Origin of the sequence: Nocardia sp. NPDC003269 (assembly GCF_042888005.1) — a bacterium.
Classification (GTDB): Bacteria; Actinomycetota; Actinomycetes; order Mycobacteriales; family Mycobacteriaceae; genus Nocardia.
Window position 1 is genome coordinate 1,489,950 of record NZ_JBIAPA010000003.1, and the last position, 19,054, is coordinate 1,509,003.

General features: G+C 64.5%; 17 protein-coding genes. 11 read left to right on the forward strand and 6 right to left on the reverse strand.

What is annotated here, in order from left to right; translation table 11 throughout:
* Positions 1 to 210: 210 nt before the first annotated feature.
* Genes ACFYWJ_RS26865 through ACFYWJ_RS26895 form a run of 7 tightly spaced genes read left to right on the forward strand, consistent with a single transcriptional unit; the run spans position 211 to position 6,635 of the window.
* Positions 211 to 1,074: a diiron oxygenase gene (locus ACFYWJ_RS26865; protein ID WP_355282666.1), complete on the forward strand. Its 864-nt coding sequence runs from the start codon at positions 211 to 213 to the stop codon at positions 1,072 to 1,074.
* Positions 1,071 to 1,316 carry an acyl carrier protein gene (locus tag ACFYWJ_RS26870; protein WP_355282664.1) on the forward strand — a complete coding sequence of 82 codons (246 nt, stop codon included), beginning with the start codon at positions 1,071 to 1,073 and terminating at the stop codon, positions 1,314 to 1,316. The genes ACFYWJ_RS26865 and ACFYWJ_RS26870 overlap by 4 nt, the downstream gene beginning before the upstream one ends.
* Entirely contained in the window at positions 1,313 to 2,128 is an 816-nt protein-coding gene (locus tag ACFYWJ_RS26875) for a hypothetical protein (RefSeq protein ID WP_355282661.1), read from the forward strand. Before ACFYWJ_RS26870 ends, ACFYWJ_RS26875 begins: the two co-directional genes overlap by 4 nt.
* A complete protein-coding gene (locus ACFYWJ_RS26880) occupies positions 2,125 to 3,159 on the forward strand; it encodes an SDR family oxidoreductase (RefSeq protein ID WP_355282658.1) in 1,035 nt (344 codons plus the stop codon). The genes ACFYWJ_RS26875 and ACFYWJ_RS26880 overlap by 4 nt, the downstream gene beginning before the upstream one ends.
* A complete protein-coding gene (locus ACFYWJ_RS26885; protein WP_355282656.1) occupies positions 3,152 to 3,634 on the forward strand; it encodes an SRPBCC family protein in 483 nt (160 codons plus the stop codon). Before ACFYWJ_RS26880 ends, ACFYWJ_RS26885 begins: the two co-directional genes overlap by 8 nt.
* Positions 3,631 to 4,554 carry a hypothetical protein gene (locus ACFYWJ_RS26890; RefSeq protein ID WP_355282653.1) on the forward strand — a complete coding sequence of 308 codons (924 nt, stop codon included), beginning with the start codon at positions 3,631 to 3,633 and terminating at the stop codon, positions 4,552 to 4,554. The genes ACFYWJ_RS26885 and ACFYWJ_RS26890 overlap by 4 nt, the downstream gene beginning before the upstream one ends.
* Positions 4,551 to 6,635, forward strand: a complete 2,085-nt coding sequence (locus tag ACFYWJ_RS26895; protein ID WP_355282651.1) for an MMPL family transporter — start codon at positions 4,551 to 4,553, stop codon at positions 6,633 to 6,635. The genes ACFYWJ_RS26890 and ACFYWJ_RS26895 overlap by 4 nt, the downstream gene beginning before the upstream one ends.
* Before the next feature lie 57 nt (positions 6,636 to 6,692).
* Here ACFYWJ_RS26895 and ACFYWJ_RS26900 read toward each other — a convergent pair whose 3' ends face one another.
* Positions 6,693 to 7,406: an alpha/beta fold hydrolase gene (locus tag ACFYWJ_RS26900; protein WP_387161595.1), complete on the reverse strand. Its 714-nt coding sequence runs from the start codon at positions 7,404 to 7,406 to the stop codon at positions 6,693 to 6,695.
* Between the two features lie 115 nt (positions 7,407 to 7,521).
* Between ACFYWJ_RS26900 and ACFYWJ_RS26905 the strand changes: the two genes are divergently transcribed.
* Positions 7,522 to 8,157, forward strand: coding sequence for a TetR/AcrR family transcriptional regulator (locus ACFYWJ_RS26905; RefSeq protein ID WP_355282647.1), 636 nt, complete (start codon positions 7,522 to 7,524; stop codon positions 8,155 to 8,157).
* Positions 8,158 to 8,182: 25 nt separating this feature from the next.
* Here the strand turns inward: ACFYWJ_RS26905 and ACFYWJ_RS26910 are convergent, their stop codons facing one another.
* Both ACFYWJ_RS26910 and ACFYWJ_RS26915 read right to left on the reverse strand, forming a co-directional pair.
* The gene (locus ACFYWJ_RS26910) at positions 8,183 to 9,943 is read right to left on the reverse strand and encodes an AMP-binding protein (protein WP_355282645.1); all 1,761 of its coding nucleotides are present in this window, start codon (positions 9,941 to 9,943) and stop codon (positions 8,183 to 8,185) included.
* Positions 9,940 to 11,853, reverse strand: coding sequence for an MMPL family transporter (locus ACFYWJ_RS26915; RefSeq protein ID WP_355282642.1), 1,914 nt, complete (start codon positions 11,851 to 11,853; stop codon positions 9,940 to 9,942). The genes ACFYWJ_RS26910 and ACFYWJ_RS26915 overlap by 4 nt, the downstream gene beginning before the upstream one ends.
* 99 nt (positions 11,854 to 11,952) lie before the next feature.
* Between ACFYWJ_RS26915 and ACFYWJ_RS26920 the strand changes: the two genes are divergently transcribed.
* The gene (locus tag ACFYWJ_RS26920; RefSeq protein ID WP_355282639.1) at positions 11,953 to 12,474 is read left to right on the forward strand and encodes a hypothetical protein; all 522 of its coding nucleotides are present in this window, start codon (positions 11,953 to 11,955) and stop codon (positions 12,472 to 12,474) included.
* On the opposite strand, the gene ACFYWJ_RS26925 is transcribed toward ACFYWJ_RS26920, so the two are convergent.
* The 3 genes from ACFYWJ_RS26925 to ACFYWJ_RS26935 form a co-directional block, all read right to left on the reverse strand.
* The gene (locus ACFYWJ_RS26925) at positions 12,447 to 13,031 is read right to left on the reverse strand and encodes a hypothetical protein (RefSeq protein ID WP_355282637.1); all 585 of its coding nucleotides are present in this window, start codon (positions 13,029 to 13,031) and stop codon (positions 12,447 to 12,449) included. The genes ACFYWJ_RS26920 and ACFYWJ_RS26925 overlap by 28 nt on opposite strands.
* On the reverse strand, positions 13,028 to 13,789 hold the full coding sequence (locus tag ACFYWJ_RS26930; RefSeq protein ID WP_355282635.1) for an iron-containing redox enzyme family protein: 762 nt from the start codon (positions 13,787 to 13,789) through the stop codon (positions 13,028 to 13,030). The genes ACFYWJ_RS26925 and ACFYWJ_RS26930 overlap by 4 nt, the downstream gene beginning before the upstream one ends.
* 315 nt (positions 13,790 to 14,104) lie before the next feature.
* On the reverse strand, positions 14,105 to 15,802 hold the full coding sequence (locus ACFYWJ_RS26935; protein ID WP_355282632.1) for an aldehyde dehydrogenase family protein: 1,698 nt from the start codon (positions 15,800 to 15,802) through the stop codon (positions 14,105 to 14,107).
* 320 nt (positions 15,803 to 16,122) lie between these two features.
* On the opposite strand from ACFYWJ_RS26935, the gene ACFYWJ_RS26940 reads away from it, so the two are divergent.
* Together ACFYWJ_RS26940 and ACFYWJ_RS26945 are read left to right on the forward strand one after the other, a co-directional pair.
* Positions 16,123 to 16,500 (forward strand): helix-turn-helix domain-containing protein, encoded by a 378-nt coding sequence (locus tag ACFYWJ_RS26940; protein WP_355282629.1) that lies wholly within the window; start codon positions 16,123 to 16,125, stop codon positions 16,498 to 16,500.
* A gap of 58 nt (positions 16,501 to 16,558) precedes the next feature.
* The gene (locus ACFYWJ_RS26945) at positions 16,559 to 19,024 is read left to right on the forward strand and encodes a hypothetical protein (RefSeq protein WP_355282626.1); all 2,466 of its coding nucleotides are present in this window, start codon (positions 16,559 to 16,561) and stop codon (positions 19,022 to 19,024) included.
* Positions 19,025 to 19,054: the final 30 nt, after the last annotated feature.

Below are 19,054 nucleotides of genomic sequence, written 5' to 3' on the forward strand. Positions count from 1 at the left end.
ACTGTGACCCACGGTCCGCCGGAACGCAAGAGGTCGGTCCCACCTCGAGTGCGCGGTTGCTCACAGAGATCGTCGACGCGCATCGAATCGACCCGGCATCGAGTCGAGGGGCCGTGACGAAACCCGTTGAGTCGACACCCTCGCATTACGCATGCTCAACCCGACATGTCCGCCGGAACCGCGCGGGACCCCGTCCTACCTAGGAATGCGATGAATGCGAAACTCGAGGCGGCGTTGGGACGGTTGACGGACCTGTCTCGACGAGACTTCTACAACCCGTACACACGGTTCGATTGGCCGGCCGAGGTAGACCGCGAAGTGTGGTGGATGGACCCACCCTTCCTGACCAGTCACGGTACCGAGCAGCACTGGGATATCGCTGATGCGATACGCCTCTCCCACGCCGAGACGATCAACTTCTTCAGCCTGCACGTCCACGGCATACGTGAACTCATGGGCGAAGTAGCCGCGCGAATCCACACTCCCCGATTCCGTCCGGAATCGGAGTATCTACACCATTTCATCGGTGAAGAAAACGACCACATGTGGTTCTTCGCCGAATTCTGCAACCGTTATTGGGACGGGGTGTATCCCGCGGCGGCTCCCAGCCCACTGGCGAGTTCGGTGGCCAAGGGCCCGTGGACCGACTTCATGGTGTTCAGCAGGATCCTGGTCTTCGAGGAGCTGTTCGACTACTACAACGCGCGACTGGGTGGCAGCACCCTCATCCCGCCGATCATCGCCGAATTACATGCGGTGCATCACCACGACGAGAACCGCCACGTCGCGTTCGGCAAACGGCTCGTCGAGTCGCTCTACGCCGAGGCGATGAGCAACGGCGGCGAAGCCGAACACGGCGACGTCGCGAACTACGTCAAGAACTACATCCGCTATTCGGTGGCCAGTATGTACAACCCCCGCTGCTACGCCTACGCCGGCGTGGACAACCCGTTGGCGATGCGTCGCCGGCTGCTGACCCATCCCGCCCGCGCACAAGTCCACACCGAGATCATGCGCCGCCTGGACCGCTTCTACCGGCGCCTCGGTCTCTACGCGGGTGGGTGGGACGAGTGACCCACCACCTACCGCAGGAGGTCATCGGCTTTCTCGCCACCCGCAACCCCGACTTCACCGGCGACGATCCCGATCTGGACCTGGTCGAGAGCCGCACCCTGGACTCGTTGGGCCTGGTGGAGTTCCTGCTGCTGATCCAAGAACTCACGGGAGACGAAATCGACATGGAGACACTCGATCTCGACTCGATTCGCACCCTGCGAGGGCTCCGTGACACCTACTTCACCCCGAGGAATCCATGATCGAGACGACCATACCCGGATACCGCGTCACCGACGGCCTCGCCGTTTTCGGCCCCGATGTCACTCGTGTGAAATACGCCATCGACGCGATCTTTCAGCAGTGGGCCACCGAGATCGACGCGCAACCGTGGGATCTGCCCGCGTTGCTCACCCGTTCGCAACTGACGTCCTTCGACTATTTCGACAACTTCCCACACCTCGCCGTCGCCGCGACTCCGACCATGACAGCCGAGGCCGACGGATCACACGAGGAGCTGTTCATCACCTCGGCGGCCTGCTACGGGGCCTACGCCGCACTGACCGACACCGTACTCGAGGCACCGTTGCTCGTGACGGTCGCGAGCCGGTGCTGCCGCAACGAAACCCGGTATCACGGCTTACGCCGACTGCACCAGTTCACGATGCGAGAGCTGGTCGCCCTGGGTCCGGCAGACCATGCCACCACGCACCTGACCCATGTCAAACCCCGCGTGCTGTCGTTGACCGAACACCTCGGGTTGTCGGTGCAGGTGCAGCATGCCACCGATCCGTTCTTCGACCCGAACGGATCCCGAGCGCTGATGCAGCGATTGCTGCCGGTGAAGGAAGAGATCGTGACCGACGACGGCGTCGCCATCGCCTCGTTCAACAGCCATCGCAACTTCTTCGGCGATCGTGCCCGCATCAGCTTCCGGGGCGATCCGGTGCACACCAGTTGTGTGGCATTCGGCCTCGAACGCTGGGTGCACGCACTGGACCGCAGGTTCAACGGTGATTGGGCGGCCGCGCACGCGGCCATCGTCGCCTTCGACACGACGGCGAGCGGCGAATGAGCAACCCGATCCTGCTCACCGGCGCCACCGGTGTCGTCGGCACCGCGTTGCGGGAGCGGCTCACTACCGGGTCCTACACCGCCCTCACCCATCGCACGCCACTCCCCGGCGTCGACACTGTCACCGGCGACATCACCGCGCCACGGTTCGGCCTCGACGACACCGCGTACAACCAGCTGGTCGATGGCACCGGGTGCGTGCTGCACTGTGCCGCGAACACCTCCCTCAATGCCGATCCCGCCGTGCTCGCCGAGGACAACGCCCGCGGCACCCGGCACGCGATCGAGCTGGCCAACGACGCCGATGCTCCGCTGATCCACGTCAGCACCGCGTTCGTGGAGGCCATCGACCGGGCCGAGAACCGCGGCGCGCGTTTGAACTACGCCGAATCCAAACTCGTCGGCGAACGCCTCGTCACCGACCACGCCCGACGCTGGACCATCGTGCGCCCTTCCATCGTGATCGGCGATTCGAGCGACGGTCACATCGCCGGCTACCAGGGCCTGTTCCGGCTTGCCGAACTCGTTCGGGGCGGTCGGTTGCCCTTCTTCCCGTGCGGCGCCGATTCCCGCGTCGACATCATCACCCAGGATGTCGTCGCTGCCGCACTGGCGCATCTGAGCCGGGTCGCGCTGGAGCGCGGCGACACCGGGCACGATCTGGTGTGGCTCACCTGCGGCGCGGCGGCCCCTCGCGTCTGGGAGGTGATCGAGGCCTTCCTCGTCCCGCGATCGACGGGAGAGCCACGCCCCCTCGCCCCACGCTTCATCGACCGTGACCAATACGAGCGGCTGATTCGCCCTGCCTTCTTGTCCGAGCTCGACCCGGGCCTGGCCCGGCGGATCGACAACCTGTTCACCCATGTGGCTCCCTACGTGTCGATCGTCGACCCGTTTCCCGATGCCACGACCGTCAGCGACTACCAGCCCGCCGTCACCGATCCACTGCTTCAGCTGAACCGCTCGCTCGACCACTGGGCTCGAGCCGGCGCAGCACCGCGTTCGAGGGAAGAGGCGATCGTTCATGCCTGAATACACCATCACCGCCACCACCACGGCATCGCCGGAAGCCACGTTCACTCTGGTCTCCGATTTCCGCCGCTATCCCGCCCTGGTGCCCGAGGTCATCGTTTCGCTGACCGTCGACCACGCAGGCGACCCGCCGAGTTCGGAGTGGGCAGTGCGGTTTCACGGCGGAATCCTGAAGTGGCGCGAGCACGACACCATCGACACCTCGGCCCACCGCATCGAGTTCCGCCAGATCGACGGCGACTTCGCCGAGTTCGCGGGGGCCTGGCAGGTGACCGGCGAGCTCGACCGACCCACCCGCGTCACCCTGAACGCCACCTTCGACCTCGGGATGCCCGCTGTCGCAGACGTACTCGAACCCATCGCCCACCGCGCCTTCGACGACACGATGCGTGCGCTGTTGACCGCGCTGCTCGGTCCGGACACCGCGTTCATCCAGCCCTCGAGCGCGGCGCAACGCCCGGGAGTACCCGCATGACCACCGCGTACCTGCATTCGATCACCTGGGCGCACGGCGAAAAGCAGTCGTTTCTGGACGAAATCGACGCCGACCCGGCACTGCGCGCACGGACCGGCGCCGAAGGCATCGAGTACTATTTCCGCGCCGACTGCGCCCCATGGCAACTCGCCCACGAAGCCGCGACAACAACACTGCGACGAGCCGACCTCGATATCTCCCAGGTCGATTTGATCTTGTACTCGACCGAATCAACCGACACCCGTGCCGATATCAGCAGGGACCCCAACCGTTTCGCCGACGCGCTCGGCGGCAGGACGACACCGTTGATCGCCGTCACCGGCAATGTCTGCGCGAACTTCGGCGCGGCGCTCGCGACGGCACGCAACGCCGTGCGATCGGGCGAGCATCGCACCGTTCTCATTGTCACCACCGACATCTGGGACGACCGTCCGCGGCTCGTGGACGCGGGCACCTGTTTGATGAGCGATGCCGCCGCTGCGGCCATCGTCTCCGCCGCACCGGCGCCGAACTCGACCTCGTGGGCAATCGGCAAGATCACCCCCTCGGTCGACCACGGCATGCACGATGTGGATCCGGCGGTCGACACCATGGACATGGTTCGCGGCACCGTCGCCGGAATCCAGCGTGCCTACCGCGGCTTCTTCGCCGACATCGCGCCGACGGCGTTCCCACACCTGATCTGTGGCAATCTCGGTGACACCGTGGTCCAGATGTTCGCCCGCCTCGGCGGCTTCGACCCGGCGCGGATGCTGCGGCAGACCGCCGCGCACGGCCATTGCCTGGCGGCCGATGTTCTGGTCAACCTCGACACCTACGCGCCGACCATGGCGGCGGGCGACCGGGTGATGGCGGTCTCGAGCGGCCACAACTATTGGACGTGCATCGATCTCACAACCGTGACCGGGGTGCTCGCATGAGAATTCTGATCGGCCTCGCACTGCTGCGCCCGCGCACTGTCGTCGCCGCGGCCCTGGCGCTCGCCGCACTCGGCATGCTGGCGGCCGTGCTCGTCGCGCCGAAGATGACTGCCTCGCTGGCGGACTACGACGACCCGAACTCCGACTTCAGCGCGGCGATGGCCGACTACACCCAGCGCACCGGAATCGATTCCGAGCAAGGGTTGCAGGTGATCGTCGACTGCACCCGTGGGAGCACACACCCGTGCCCCGAACTCACCGAGATCCGCCCCGCACTGCTCGGTGTCGCCCACATCGTGGCGGTGGCGGATTTCGACACCACCGGCGACCCCCGGATGATCTCGAACGATGGCGAACACGCCTATCTGCTGGTGGCCCTGGATCGTGACGCGGGCGGCGACACCCATTTCCTCGACCAGGTCCAGCGTGCGATCGAGGCCGTACCCGGACTCGCGCAGCGGTCGATCGTCGGCGGTCCTACCGTGGCGAACCACGACACCGCGACCATCTCCACCGAGGACCTGTTCATCGCCGAACTGGTCGCGTTTCCGCTGCTGGTCATCGCGCTGCTGTGGGTGTTCCGCACTGCGGCCGCTGCCGCGATTCCGCTGATCGGCGCCGGGTTCAGCGTCCTGACCACATTCGTCGCGTTGCTCGTCGCCCAACAGGCCCTGCAGTTGTCGACCTTTGCCCTCAATCTCATCACTGCCCTGGGCACGGGTCTCGCGATCGACTTCAGCCTGTTGATCATTACGCGCTACCGCGCCGAGCGCCGCGCCTCGGCGGTGCCGCACGCGGTCTACGTCGCGATGCGCAGCGCCGGGCGCACTGTCGCGTTCAGCGGATTGACCGTGATGTCGGCGCTCGCGACGCTGTGCCTGCTGCCGCAGCGTTTCCTGTATTCGATGGGGATCGCCGGCGTCGCGTTGACGGGGGCGTGCCTGATCTTCGCGCTCGTGGTGCTGCCCGCGATTCTGTTGTTGCTGGGCGACCGGATCGAGGCACTGAGCCTGCGGCGAGCACGTCCCGCCGATGCCGGCCGACGGTGGCGGCAGTGGAGTGGCTTGGTCCAACGTCATGCGGCCGTGGTCGCGGTGACCGGAACGCTGGCACTGGCGCTACTCGCGGCACCGGCGCTGGGCACCCGGATCCAAGGGTACGACACCGACGTACTGCCTGCGGATTCCGCCGCCGCGCGGGTAACCACGATGCTACGCAACGACTTCGACCATGCCGATACCGGCATCGCCGTGCTCGTCGACGCCAGCTCCCCCATGACGCCACAGCGAGCCGCCGAGCTGATCGGCGCCCTGCCCGGGATACTCCGGGTGCAGCCCCCCGTCCCGTTGTCGGATGGATCCAGTGTGATCAACGCTGCCGTGGATTCCCCCGCCACCTCGCCCCGCAGTCGCGAAATTCTGCGGTCGGTGCGCGGCACTGTCCCCGATGCGCAGGTTCTCGGCGAGGTCGCGCGATTCGAATCGTTGTTGCAGAGCCTGGCGCACCGGCTGCCGTACGTCGCGCTCCTGCTCATCGTGCTGAGCGGGCTGTTCCTTGGCGTCCTCACCCGGTCGGTGGTCATCCCGATCAAGAACGCGGTCATCGGTGTGCTGTCACTGGGTGCCACTCTCGGCATCCTCGTTATCGTGTTCCAGCACACCGCGATCGGTGGTTCGCCCGCACTGGAAGCGACCGCGCTGGTCATCGTCGCGGTGCTGGCCTACGGCCTGTCGACCGACTACGCCTCGTTCCTGTTCCACCGCATGACCGAGGCCCGCCAGGCCGGGGCGTCACCTCGCGAGTCGGTCGATGTCGGTCTCGCGAGTACCGCGCCGGTGGTCACCGCGGCGGCACTGCTGCTGGTCATTCCGTTGGGCGCGTTGCTGGCTTCACGACTCACCCCGGTGCAGATGCTCGGTGCCGGTGCGGCATTGGCTGTCGTGCTCGACGCGACCCTGGTCAGGGTTCTGCTCGTGCCGTCCTTGATGGGTCTGCTCGGGCGCTACAACTGGTGGCCTTCGGCGCTACACCGAAGCGATCTGCCCGCGACCGACGCGACGGTCACGGTGTCGCAGCGCTGACCGTTGATGGCCCGCGGGCATCACGCCTGCGGGCCATCCTCGTCGGGCTTCGGACATTCAGTTCGGATCGGTACTCAGCCGGTGCTCGGCCGACGCCGCCGCTTCGAGAACGAAGTCGGCGAAACGCACTGGATCCGCCAGTGGCAGGTAGTGCCCGGCTCGGGGGACCACGCTCAGTTGTCCGGTGCGGCAGGCCCGGACGAAGCGGCGTTCGTGTATCCGCAGGTGATCGTGTCGGCCGTTGATCAGCCACACCGGACCCTGGTACGAGGCCAGCGCCGCGAGCACGTCGAACCGGCTGAGCTCGGCGACCACATCCGGGATCACCTCGGTAGCGATGCCCGCACCGTTGATGGCGACTGCCACCGGCCGCGGCAGCATCGCGTCGAACAGTCGCGCACTCGCCCGCTGACCGCCATCGGACTGCAGCGACAGCACCCGATGCATCACGGAGAACGGCAGCATCAGCGACCGGCTCGGCACGCAGGTCGAGCCGGCGACGACCAGGCCGGCCACTGCGCCAGGAGCCTCAGCGGCGGCCGCGATACCGACATATCCCCCCAGGGAGTGCCCAACGACCACAGCGCGACCACCGACGGAATCGATGGCGGCGCTGACCGTTTCGGCGGCGGCGGCCAGCGTGAACTTCTCGCCACGACGACGTCCGTGACCCGGCAGATCGACGGCGATCACCGAATGATCGTCGGTGACGCGATCGGCGACCGTGGTCCAGGCCGCGCCGCTCAGCCTGATTCCATGAACGAGAACCACCGGCAGACGATCCGACATCGCAACCCCTCTTCGCGAAAAGCAACGCAACGTTGCGTTGCATTCGAGCGTATCTCAGCCGGATATCCAACGCAACGTTGCGTTGTATCGTGACGGTGTGTCCACAACCGAACCACCCACCGCAGGCCCACGCAAAGCCGAGGTCATCTACCTCGCCGCACTGGAGCTTCTCGCCGACGCCGGGTACGACGCCATGACGATGGAGGCGGTCGCCCATCGATCCGGGGTCAACAAGACGACGCTGTATCGGTGGTGGCCATCCAAGGACGCGTTGTTGGCCGCAGCGCTGACTGTTGCTGCGCCATTACGGATTTCCATCCCCGACACCGGCACCTTCCGCGGTGATCTCGCCGCGCTCGCGCGCGAGATCGCCCGATTGCTGACAGCCGAGGACACCGCGGCCATCGCGGCGGCGGTCCTGTCCGCATCGGCGTCACGACCGGCGCTCGCCACCGCCGGTCACCGGTTCTTCAGCGAACGACTCGAGCGCGAGCAGGCCATCTTCGACAGAGCTGTCGCACGCGGGGAGGTCCCCGCCGATATCGATGCAGGCACCGTGATCGATCTACTGGCAGGCTCGCTGTGGGCGCGGCTGGTGCTGCGTGGGCTGACGCTCAGCCCTGACTACATCGACACGATCGCCGACATCGTCGCGCATGGAACACACTGCCACACTGGCGCTACCGAACGGGACGCCGATGACGAACGAACGGCGAACGAGCAGGCCCGTTGATCAGGCCCGCTCGTTCGCGGTGTGCCTACGTGCTCAGCCCCGCCGACTCGACCGAGAGCGCGTCGACCCCCATCCGCTCGCGGGCGACCAGGCTGTTCGACCGCAGCTGGTGAATACGCCATGCACGGAGTTTGCCGGTCGGGCCGACCTCCCCGGTGCTCATGCCGAACGCACCGTCGAGCAGACACACCGCGGTGACGACACCCAGCGGGTCCGCCACCGCGAGGGCGTCGGCGACCGAACCGAAGCGCGCGTCGTCCTCGGCGAGAGCGTTTATCGAGGATTCGCCGCTCCGGTCCGCCTCGGTCCACCGATCGGGGCGGAACGCGAGGTAGAGCACCGCGCTGTCACGGGTTTCGGGGGCGGCGACAACAGCGTCGACCGAACCGAAGCGCTCGACCAGCCGCCCGACCAATACCTCGGCGGACAACGCGGCCGCCGGCGGGCCGAACACACCGTGCGTCCGGCCGATCACTTCGAGCTCGCCGTCCTCCGTCAACCGCGCTCGGTCGCCGGTACGAAGCCAGCCGTCGGCGGTGAACGCCGCCGCAGTGCGCTCGGGCCCATCCGGACCGACATAGCGGGTGAAGTTCGCCGGGCTGTCGATCAGCAGCTCGTCATCGTCGCCGATCCGCACCCTGACCGATCCTTCCGGGGTACCGACCCCGGGTAGCCGCGCACCGACCAGCGCGGTCGACGACACCGCGCCGGCAATCTGGGTCTGCCCGTAGACGTTGCGCACAGGCAACCCGACTGCCTCCCACCACGCCTGGGTCGACGCGTCCAGCGGGCTTGTCCCAGCGAAGATCTCACTGACCGCGGTGAGCCCCAGCGAGGCGCGCACCGATCGCCCCAATAGCCGGGGCGCGAGTCCTCTTCTGGTGATCCCTGTTCGACCAGCGAGCAGAATTCGGGCCACAGTCCGTTCGGCGGCCGCTACGAGCGATCGTCCGAGCGCGGAGCCCGCCGCGGCGGTCTCGGTTTCCTGCCGGATCGTGCGCAGCAGCGGCGGTGGCGCCAACAACAGCGTGGGTCGGCAATCCCGCAGATCGGCTTGCAGGTCGGCGAGGCCCCCGCCATACCAGGTGTGTCCGGCCACCCACACCGCCAGGTAGACCGTCAACAACCGTTCGGAGATGTGCGCGGTCGGCAGAAAGGACAGAAATCGCGGGTGCTTCTGAGTCGGATACTCGGCGAGCACGTCGGCGGCGGCGGCCATCGCGGCGCCGGAGAGCTCGATCAGCCCGGCTGGTGCGGTAGTACCCGTGCTCTGCAAGTACAGCGCGGCCGCTCGCGCGGGTGGATCGAACACCGAAATCCGTTGCAGGACATTGCTCGAGTCGAACGGCTCGACATCGGCACCGATCACCTCCACTCCCCTGTCGACACCCGGCAGCGGAACGAGGTCGACCAAGCGGTGTACCGGGATTGATGTGCTGCCCGGAATCGACATGGCGTCACCGACGACGACCGCGTCGGCGGGCGCCGCGGCGAGCAGTTCGCGCAGTTCGTCGTGGCTGCTGGTCGTGTACAGCGGCATGACGATCCGGCCGGTCAGTCCCAACGCCAACTCCAGAATCGGATACCTGGCATCGGTCTCGGCGATCACCGCGACCACCTGGCCCAGATGGATGGAGTCGAGTCGATCGCAGGTGTCGGCCACGAGACTGCCCAGCTCGTGCCAGGTGACGGTATGCCAACCGTGTACTGCGCGATAGGTGATGGCCGGTCGTTCGGGGTGTCGCGCGAGGGTGTCACGCAGGGCAGCGGCGAGGGTGTGGGTCATCGTAGGGCTCCTGTTGCGGCGGTCTCGAGCACCGGCGTGATCTGTACGGGTTCGGTGTCGGCGGGCCGGTTCGCCGATCCGGGCTTTCCGATACGGACGAGCAGGAGGTAGACCGCAGGGCCGACGAGCAGGTCCGCGACCATCGCGAACGCCATGGTGAACGTGCCGACCGCGCCCATGTCCTGCAACGCGAGCAACGAACTGCCCAGCATGGAGACGAAGCCGGCGATGAGGACATAGGAACCGAACATCACCGGGGTTCCGGTGCGCAGCAGTACTGCGCTCACCGCACTTTCGGCGTCGACTCCGGCGCGCACCCGGTCACGGATTCGCAGGCACAGATGAATCGTGTTGCTCGCGGCGAGACCGAGCGCGATGGCCAGCATCATCGCGGTGCCGATCCGAACCGTGATGCCGGCCAGCCCCATGAATCCGAGCACCGCCATGATCGGCAGCACGGTGGGCACGATCGCTGCCAGGAACAGGCGACGGTCCCGGATGGCGACCCACATCACCGGCAGGATCAGCGCGAGCGCGGCGATGGCGGACAATCCCATCTCGAAGGACAAGGAGTGCATCCCCTGCTGGGCCAGCCACCACGGCCCGACGAGGTCGATGTCTGCCGACGGCATCGCCTGCCGGGCGATGTCCTGGACCCGGACGGAGAACGGGATCGATGCCTTGGTGCCGATATCGGCGACGCGAATGATCACCGCCGCCTGGGTGGCGTCGGCATCGAGCACAGACCGCGAGAGCTGGTGCAGCCCGGGTCCGTAAGCGCCGGCTCGCGCGGCGACCGCGGGTGTCAGGTCGGCGGCTTCGCGGCGGCAGTTCGGGCCGTCGGCTGCGCCCGGGGCCGTCGGCTGCGGGATCAGATCGAGGACCGAACCGACGTAGCGAACCTCCGGCTGCGCGCACAGCTGCTCGACCAACTGTACGAGTTGCTCACGATGGTCGCCGATCGTGCCCGACGTCGGTCGGATCCACAGCTCGGGACCGAGAAATCCGGTGAACTCCTGTTCGAAGGTGCGCTGGGCGACCAGTGCGGGATGGCCGGCGGGCAGTTCTTCGTTGACCTTCTGATCAATCGAGATCTGGGACAGTCCGAGCCAGCCAAGGACCGCCACGACGACCACGAACGTGGCCACGACCGCGCCGGGGCGTCCGGTGACCATACGGTCGGCGACGCGCAACATCGCCAGGCTCGCCTTGTTGGCGCGCACTCCGAACTGTCGCTGGGCCGATCCTCGGTAGAACACATCGATCGCGCGCGGCACGACCAGCCAGTTGACCAGGTAAGCGATGCTGACCCCGACCGCGGTGCACAGGCCGTAGGACGAGATGGCGCTCATGTCGGCCACCACCAGGGCGGCGAATCCGAGTACCGTGGCCAGCCCGGTCATGAACGCGGCCCAGGCGAGCAGCGAGAAGGCTTCACGGTTGGCGACCGGATGGTCACGCCCGGCTTCGCGACGGCGGATGTACTCCTGATGCTGCTGGAGCGCCTCCGCGATACCGACGATGAGTACCAGTGTCAGCACCTGACTGTTGACGATCGAGAAGGGCTGGCCCAGCAGGTTCATCGCGCCCAGCGTCAGCGGCACCGAGAGGGTGACCCCGATCAGACAGATGACGACGTCGACGACCCGCCGAAAGTACACGTACAGGATCGCGATCATCACCATGATCAACACGGCGACTCCACGCAGCGTGCTGAACAGCACTTCGTGCGCGTAGACCTGCTCCACATCGGGATATCCGGTGATCTGGGTGTCGACGGTGCGGTCGAAGGGCGGTTGAGCTCCCGATGCGGATGCCCAGCGCGACACCAGATTCCGGAATTCGCGGTCGGCCTCGCGCCAGGTGGCGAAGTCCTGGTTGGCGATGTCGAACGTGGCGGTCACGGCCACGCGGCGATTGCCGTCGCCGAAGATGAGACGGCGAGCCGACGGGGTGGCGGCGACATCGGTGACGAGTCGATCGATGGTAGCCGGGTCAGCATGTGGGAGTTGCGCGCCGACACCTGCGGGGTGGAAGACGCCCGACCGGTCGGTGAACGGGAAATTCAGCGGTTCCCGCACCGCGATGACATGCGGCGACTTCGCGACTCCTTCGGCGAGTTCGTGCACAGCGCGAAGTTTCGCGGCGTCGCGAGCATCGCCGATATCGATCATCACGACGAGTTCGTTGAATCCCGCTCGGCCGAATTCACGTTCGGCTCCCTCGGTTCGTTCGATCTGATCGGGATCGTTGGTGAAGGTCGGCCGGAAAGACATATCGAGGCGCATGGTGAAGATACCGAAGCATCCCACTGCCACACCGAGGATCAGAAAGATGATCGTCGCACGCCGGTAAGTGTACAGAATTTCATAGATCGTTCGTGCGGCGCGGGCGCCGATGATGTGGGGGCGCATTGCTTTTCCTTGCCCTCGAGAATTTCAGAAGTTGCCGATTGCCCGGCCGCACCGTTCGGCGAGGCCGGGCAATCGTGGGTACGACCTGATCACCGATTCAGCAAGTCACCGGCCTGATGCTCGGCCAGGCCGAGCAGTTCCAGACCGGATCGAGCGCAGTCGGCGTAGGAACCGACCACCAGCCGATAGTCGGTGTCCCGGCCCGGCACACCCTGACGTAGGCCGGTGTCGACCGCACCGACGGCGCGGTAGGAATCGACCAGGTACGGGTGGGCATGGGCGACGTACGTGCGGTGTGACGAGAAATCCCGCATCCACAACGCGCCGAGCACCATCGCGCTCAGCGCGAAACGCGCACGGCTCGGGTCGGCGACGGAAGCGAGCCGGCCGACCTCGGAATCGACGCCCAGGTCGTCGAGCTCCGGTCGAGGCGTGATCGTCGACCGTGCGCAGGGAAATGCCGTGGTCCGCAGAGTCGCGACGGGTCTGCCCCCGTGCCTGACCACGATGACCATGATCGCGTCCGCGTCTCGCCGCCGCTCGACCCCGGCATCGAAGCCGATATTGCGACGCGAACGGAACACACCGGACCGAAAGGCACGAGCCTGGTCGAGCTCACTCGGGGTGGTGCAGACCAGCGCCGACAGCGCTGGTGCCTGCGTCTCGACTGTCACTCCGCGGACTTCTGCTCGACCCACTTCTCGTAGGACTGTTCGAGCAGCCACAACGTCAACGACAGGGTCGTCACCGCCACCCGGTGCACATCGCGAGCCTGCTCGGGCGTGGTCACCGCCCTGGTGATCGTGTGACGTACCTCGTCGGCGTGCTTGCTGTCGATCTCGGCGTGGGCGACGAAGAAGGCCATTTCCCGATCGGTCAGACCGAGCGTGGCGCGCGCGGCGTCCAGCAGCGGCGCGATGTGGGTGTACACCGATTCCGCCCAGTAGGAGTAGCCCAGGCGCGGAATCGGGCCTTCCCGCAGCGCCACGCCGTACAGATAGCCGATCAGCGCGTCGGTGGCCGGCAGCGGTGCGTCCTCGATCACCTCGCCCTTCTCGATCAGGCCGATGGCGCGCAGGTCGTGCAGCACCATCCGCTCGTGGCCGAGTTCCTCGCGGGCGTGCTCGTACACGAACTTGAGCAGACCCAACTGGTCCGGAGTGGTCCGGAACGCGGCGACGGCCTGATTGGTCGCGTTGTGGCTCGTGTAGTGGAACACCTGCTTCATCACCAGGAAGTACAACCCGCGATCGAAGCCGTGGGTGGTGACGTGTTTCCACATCCTGCCCTCGCGGGCCTGCTGCCACAGTGCGTCGATCTCGGCATCGAGCTGGGCGAACAGATCTTCGTGCAGCGCACTCGAAGGCTTCCCGGCCTGTTCGGCGAGTTCGCTTTCGACGAAATCTTCGACCGTTTGCGTGTGTGTGGTCATTGAGAACTCCACTCCAGACAACTGTGTACCGACACCGTTCTCGACGGTCGGCCACGAGAATAGACACCCGGCATTTCCGTCGATCTCGACAAAAGTCGCAAATACTGTCCGGATACTCGAGCATGAAACTTCCAGGATTTTCCGACTACGTTGTCGACGACTCCCAGACAAAAGATTACGACCCTACGGAAACGGCAACAACCTATTCGACAGTGCTCTCGTTACGAAAGTCCGACCACCTCGGAGCAACACGAACAGCTCGGGACGGCAACCGTTCCACGATTACCGTCCCGAGCTGTGTTCCGATAGCGGCGGTCAGCCCGACAGCGCCGAGTAGAAGATCTTGAGAAGCTTCGCGTATCGGCGCCGCGCGTAGAATTCGACGAGGTCACGTCCGGTCGCCACCGCGGTTCGGTTGGTGACGAACCACGGTGGTTTCGGGCTGAGCGTGAACATTCCCGACAGCAGTGCTCGCGGTGCGGGCCGGAACGGTCCCCGCACCACAGTCCGTTCGACATCGTCGAGCAGCAGCGCGTTGTGGACGACGCCTGTGCCGCTCTGGATATCGGCGAGGGTGTGGCCGGGGTAGGCGCCCCAGGCCGCGCGCGCGATGCCGAACGCGAGCCCGGTCCATGCGTTCACCGCGATGGTGCCGTACCGCAGATTCTCGATCGCGTCATCGAACGCCGGTCCCAGTTCCGCGAGCGTATCCGGATGCGCCAGGAGGTTGGCTCCGAGCGTGCCCATCAATTCGTTGTTGGCGAACTCCACCGCGCCGGCGAGGAATCGCGCACCGTCGCCGGGGAGTTCGACGACGCCGAGCACCGGGGAGAAGTACTCGGTGCGCAGCAACGGACTGTCGGAGGTCGGCAGATTCTCGACCAACACCCGCCCTCCGAACTCGGTCGCGCCGGGATAGGACTTCAACGCCGCGTCGACCCGTCCCGCGCTTCCCGGGTAGTAGGCGTCGCGCTGGGGCGCCCGCCGCAGAGCCGCGCGCAGTTCGTCGAGGAACTTCGCCTTGTGCTCCCAGTCCCGGCTCACGACGACAACCTGTACGGCGATGCAGTTGTAGCCGCCGTTGTGCAGCCGCGAGGTGGCTACGTGTTCGGCCTGGAACTTCACATCGTCGTCATTCCACGGCCCGGGAACCACGATGGTCGGCGAGACGCCACCGAGCTCGCTGGTGATCGGCTTGTCCAACAGCGGCCTACCGGACCGCCGTCGCTTGTCCCCCTCGGCACCCGGGCCCCACACGATCGCATCGTGCGTCTGCGTACCGCCGGTCATGTGAACGTGGGCGACAGCGGGGTGCTCGACGAGGTAGCCGCCTTCAGCGGCACCACCACGCAGAATGCGCAAAGCCCCGAGGTCGATGAAGGGCGCGAAGATCTTCTCGAATACCGGCAACAGCGGATCGGTGATCGGGTTCAGTTTCAGCGCGACCACCCGGTTGTGCGCGAACAACTCGTACAGAACGTCCAGCGGCGGAATCGACATGATGTTGCCCGCACCCAGGACTACGCCGATCCCCCCGGTGGCGGTCGGGTCGAGTTGCGCCAGGCCGGCGCGACGCCGGGCGGTTCCCGCGTCGATACCAGGGCGCAACCAGACATCGGCCCGAAACCCGTTGAGGATGAGCTTGTCCAGCGTGTCGAACGGCAGCACCGGCACCGCGACGCGCCCGCCGGGCGCAGCGTCGATCTTCACACCGTCCAGCGGGCTGCGACCATCGGCGAGCGCTGCCAGGGTGTCCCCCAGAGCCTCGAGCCCCTGCAGGAGAGCGAGCGGCCCCGACATCCACTCCTCGCCCAACAGGGGCGAATCCTCGTCCAGGCTCTTGATCTCGGTAGCCGCGCGCACCCAGTCCGCCGCGTACCGACCGGTCAAGGCATGGACACGACTCAGCAGTACTCGACGCTCGGCCAGCGTCGTCTTCGACCAGACCTTCTCGCCGCTGCCCAGATCCGCCAGCGCCCGGTCGAGCACGGCGCTATCGACTGTCTTTTTCATTCCTTCACTGTCCCCGGGATTTACTCGGTTACAAGGAGTTACGTAACACGATCGCGCGTCAGCCGTTTTGATCGCGACGAGCCGTCGACGCCTCTCCGATCCACCGACACAGTCTGTCGAAGCCGGTGGGTTCGCGCGGGCATCATGCGCATGCTGGACAACCGATCAGATTCAAAAGTGTGGGGTTTCTGTGCGATCTGGCCAAACCACGTCAAGTGCCGAGACACAAGAAAACCCCTCCGACCGAGGTCAGAAGGGTTTTCGCTGTCGACCTACTGGGACGCTACTCAAAATACCGACAGGCAGAGCAGCTTCGGCGAGTGCTCAGGCTGCTGGCTGCCACGCCGCCGCGGCAGCCGGCCAAAGCCAGCAGCGTGGTTCAACCACGTCGGCTGGATCGGCGGCTGTCCGCCAACACCGTCGCCGAGTTGGTTCGTGCCTACCGCAGCGGCACATCGACCGGCAAGCTGTGCAAGATCCACCACCTATCCAAGGGCGGCCTGCTGAAGATCCTGGCCGAACATGGCGTCGAGATGCGGTGCCAGCCGATGACCAAGGACGAGATCAACTGGGCTGTGCGGCTTTACGGTGAGGGGAAGTCGCTCAACGCCATCGCTCGTGCCACTGGGAAGTCGAAGGGCAGCGTATGGAAGGCGTTGCGCGAGCGAGGGGTACAGCTGAGACCTGCAACGCGCTGACGAAATAGCCAGCTCGAATACCTTCCGCCACCAGTGCGTAGTGTGATTGGGTATCGCGATGACGATTGGAGCGACTACCACCTATTCGACGATCAGCAGGGGCCTCCGCCCTGCCCGCGTGGCAATCGTTATTGATGGTGGTGAGCATTGGCAATACTGGGCACGTCGGGCGCTTCACTTAGCGAACCAAGCCTGGGGTGGTGCAGGATTCGCACTAATTCCGCATCGTGACGGTCAGGTTGATCCGGCGCTACTACGGGCATGTCAAACGTACGATCCTGACTATGTAGTGACCGTGCCTTGGACACTTGAGGACTTCGAGCACTTGGCACCAGGCTTCCTTCAAGTTAACGGCACCGACGGACAACCGCTTCAAGGGCAGGAACGACTGGCCGCATTGACAGAGGCCAGAATGATGCTTCCCGAAGGAATCGGCAAATCTGATCGCCAAGCGCGCGAACAGATTTCTTCCGTCTGTTCCACATATCACGTGGTCAGCGCAACAACCAAGCATGAGCAGGTTGTGCGGTTCGACGGGCCGTCAGATCATCTCCCTGCGGCACCCGTTCTAGCATCTACAACCGACGGCAATTTCATTCAGTGTCCTTCGGATTGGGGTGGGCTGTTGGGGGTCGCAGTCGCCTCCCAAGCAGGTATCATGGATCCGCCAGATCCCGATGCTGCGGAGCCTGAGCTTGACGAGCAGAACTTGCGTCGCCTGGTGCGCTGGCTAGTCGATTCGCAGGGATCTCTCCCTGACAGGCTCCTTCGTCCGCCGACCGATGGGGCAGCTTCTGGCGAACTTAGACGAGGCTGGGATCGCACAATGGAGGGCTTAGTCGAGGTCCGACGTGGCTCATTCACGGACAGTTCAGCACTTGTCGTGATCGGAGAGAGCGCCGAGGACTTCGCGCTCGCTCGACTTTGGCAGCTCACCTACGGTCGGGGGATTTGGCTTCCAAAGATATTCGGCATAGACGAAAACCCGCTACAGTCCTGGTTTGGCACTTCGCTCGCTGGACTCGTAACAGAGTGTCGTCGTCGTGCCTGTACAGTAGCGCTGACATCTATAACTCAGTCAGTAGACGCAATCAATGACGCGCTGGAACAATTTCGCGAGGCAGTACGTCCCTGGCTTTTCAGCAATGTCGAAGACCTTGAAAAAATTCTTCAATCTTTGCACGCAGAAGAACTTAAATGGCCACGTAGCAACACTGTCCACCTAGGTATCGGCGAGCAGTTTGACGAAATTTTGAGCATGCCAACTGAAATCAATTCCACCGGAACCGCAACCATGTTAGCGCCGTTGCCGCCGCCCCTAGTCAACGATCCGAAGTTGAGCGCGATCGACGGACTTTCGTGGCATGCCGACATAGAATGGGTCGAAAGACATTCAATCATTGGAAGACGAATGACCGGAAGGGAAATTCTTGTCCCCTCTGGAGGATTTCCGACAACTCTGATCCGCAGTGGCCGTCATGGCATTTCATACCCGTCGCGCAGATTTGATTTCGTGATGGCGGGCATTCCGGCGGTTAATAGAATGCCTCGGCCAAAAGTTCGAGACCTCAGCCTTAGGGACTGGGTTGATGCAAAGCTAGCCCAACGTGATTTGACTACGCGGTTGAGCGGGGCGGGCAACCAAACGGCGCAACTCGAAAGAATGCTAGGTGGAAGGCAGGAATTTGTTGACCTGTTCGCTGGCCCCTTGTTGCCGGCGCTCCGTGCAATGCGAGCGACAGGACGGGACACTAAGAGCTCGTACCGGAACGGGGAAGGCGTCCATATAAGGGCAAACTACGGCGTCCTGTATTTTCAGGGCATATGCGATCTTGTCAATGATATCGACGATGAAATAGAAATACGGAAACGACTGGACGTGGCAATACGCGCAGGGATTGTTCGCTGCGGACTAAGTCTAATTTGCGCAGTGTGCACCGAAAGACAGTTCCAAGCGATCGATCGACTGGGTAAAACCTGGACTTGTGATCGATGCGATGCAATAAATGATCTCAGCATGTCCGCATGGAAATGGCCCGAGCGCGAACCACTGTGGACATACGACCTCCACAGGGTTGGTCGCAATCTACTTGAGGGCAACGGCGATGTTCCTGCCGCCCTATCCGCATACTTGTCAACAGTCGGGACTGCGGCTGACAATAGATACCAGGATTTAGCCGAGATTGAACTTATTAGTGATGCGAAATCGCAAGTGGAACTCGATCTAGTTGCCTACCATGCAAACACACTGATCGTTGGGGAAGCAAAAAGTGCCGCCGAACTGGGGAGAATGAACAAGGAAGCACGCGTTCGGGACGTGCAAAAGAAGTGCCTCGCAGCCATTTGGCTTGAAGCTGATGAGCTGGTATTTGGCACGTCTGAACCGTCATGGAAGCCCCGCGCCGTGGATGATATTCGGCAAGCGGTCAGCGATTTCAAGTGGCCAGCAACAGGTCGACCAGTCGTTCGGCTGATCGCCGGTCTCGATGGTTCACGAAAAAATAGTTCATCGCAGGAATTGTAACCATTGACTACCAACAAAGCGACAAACGTC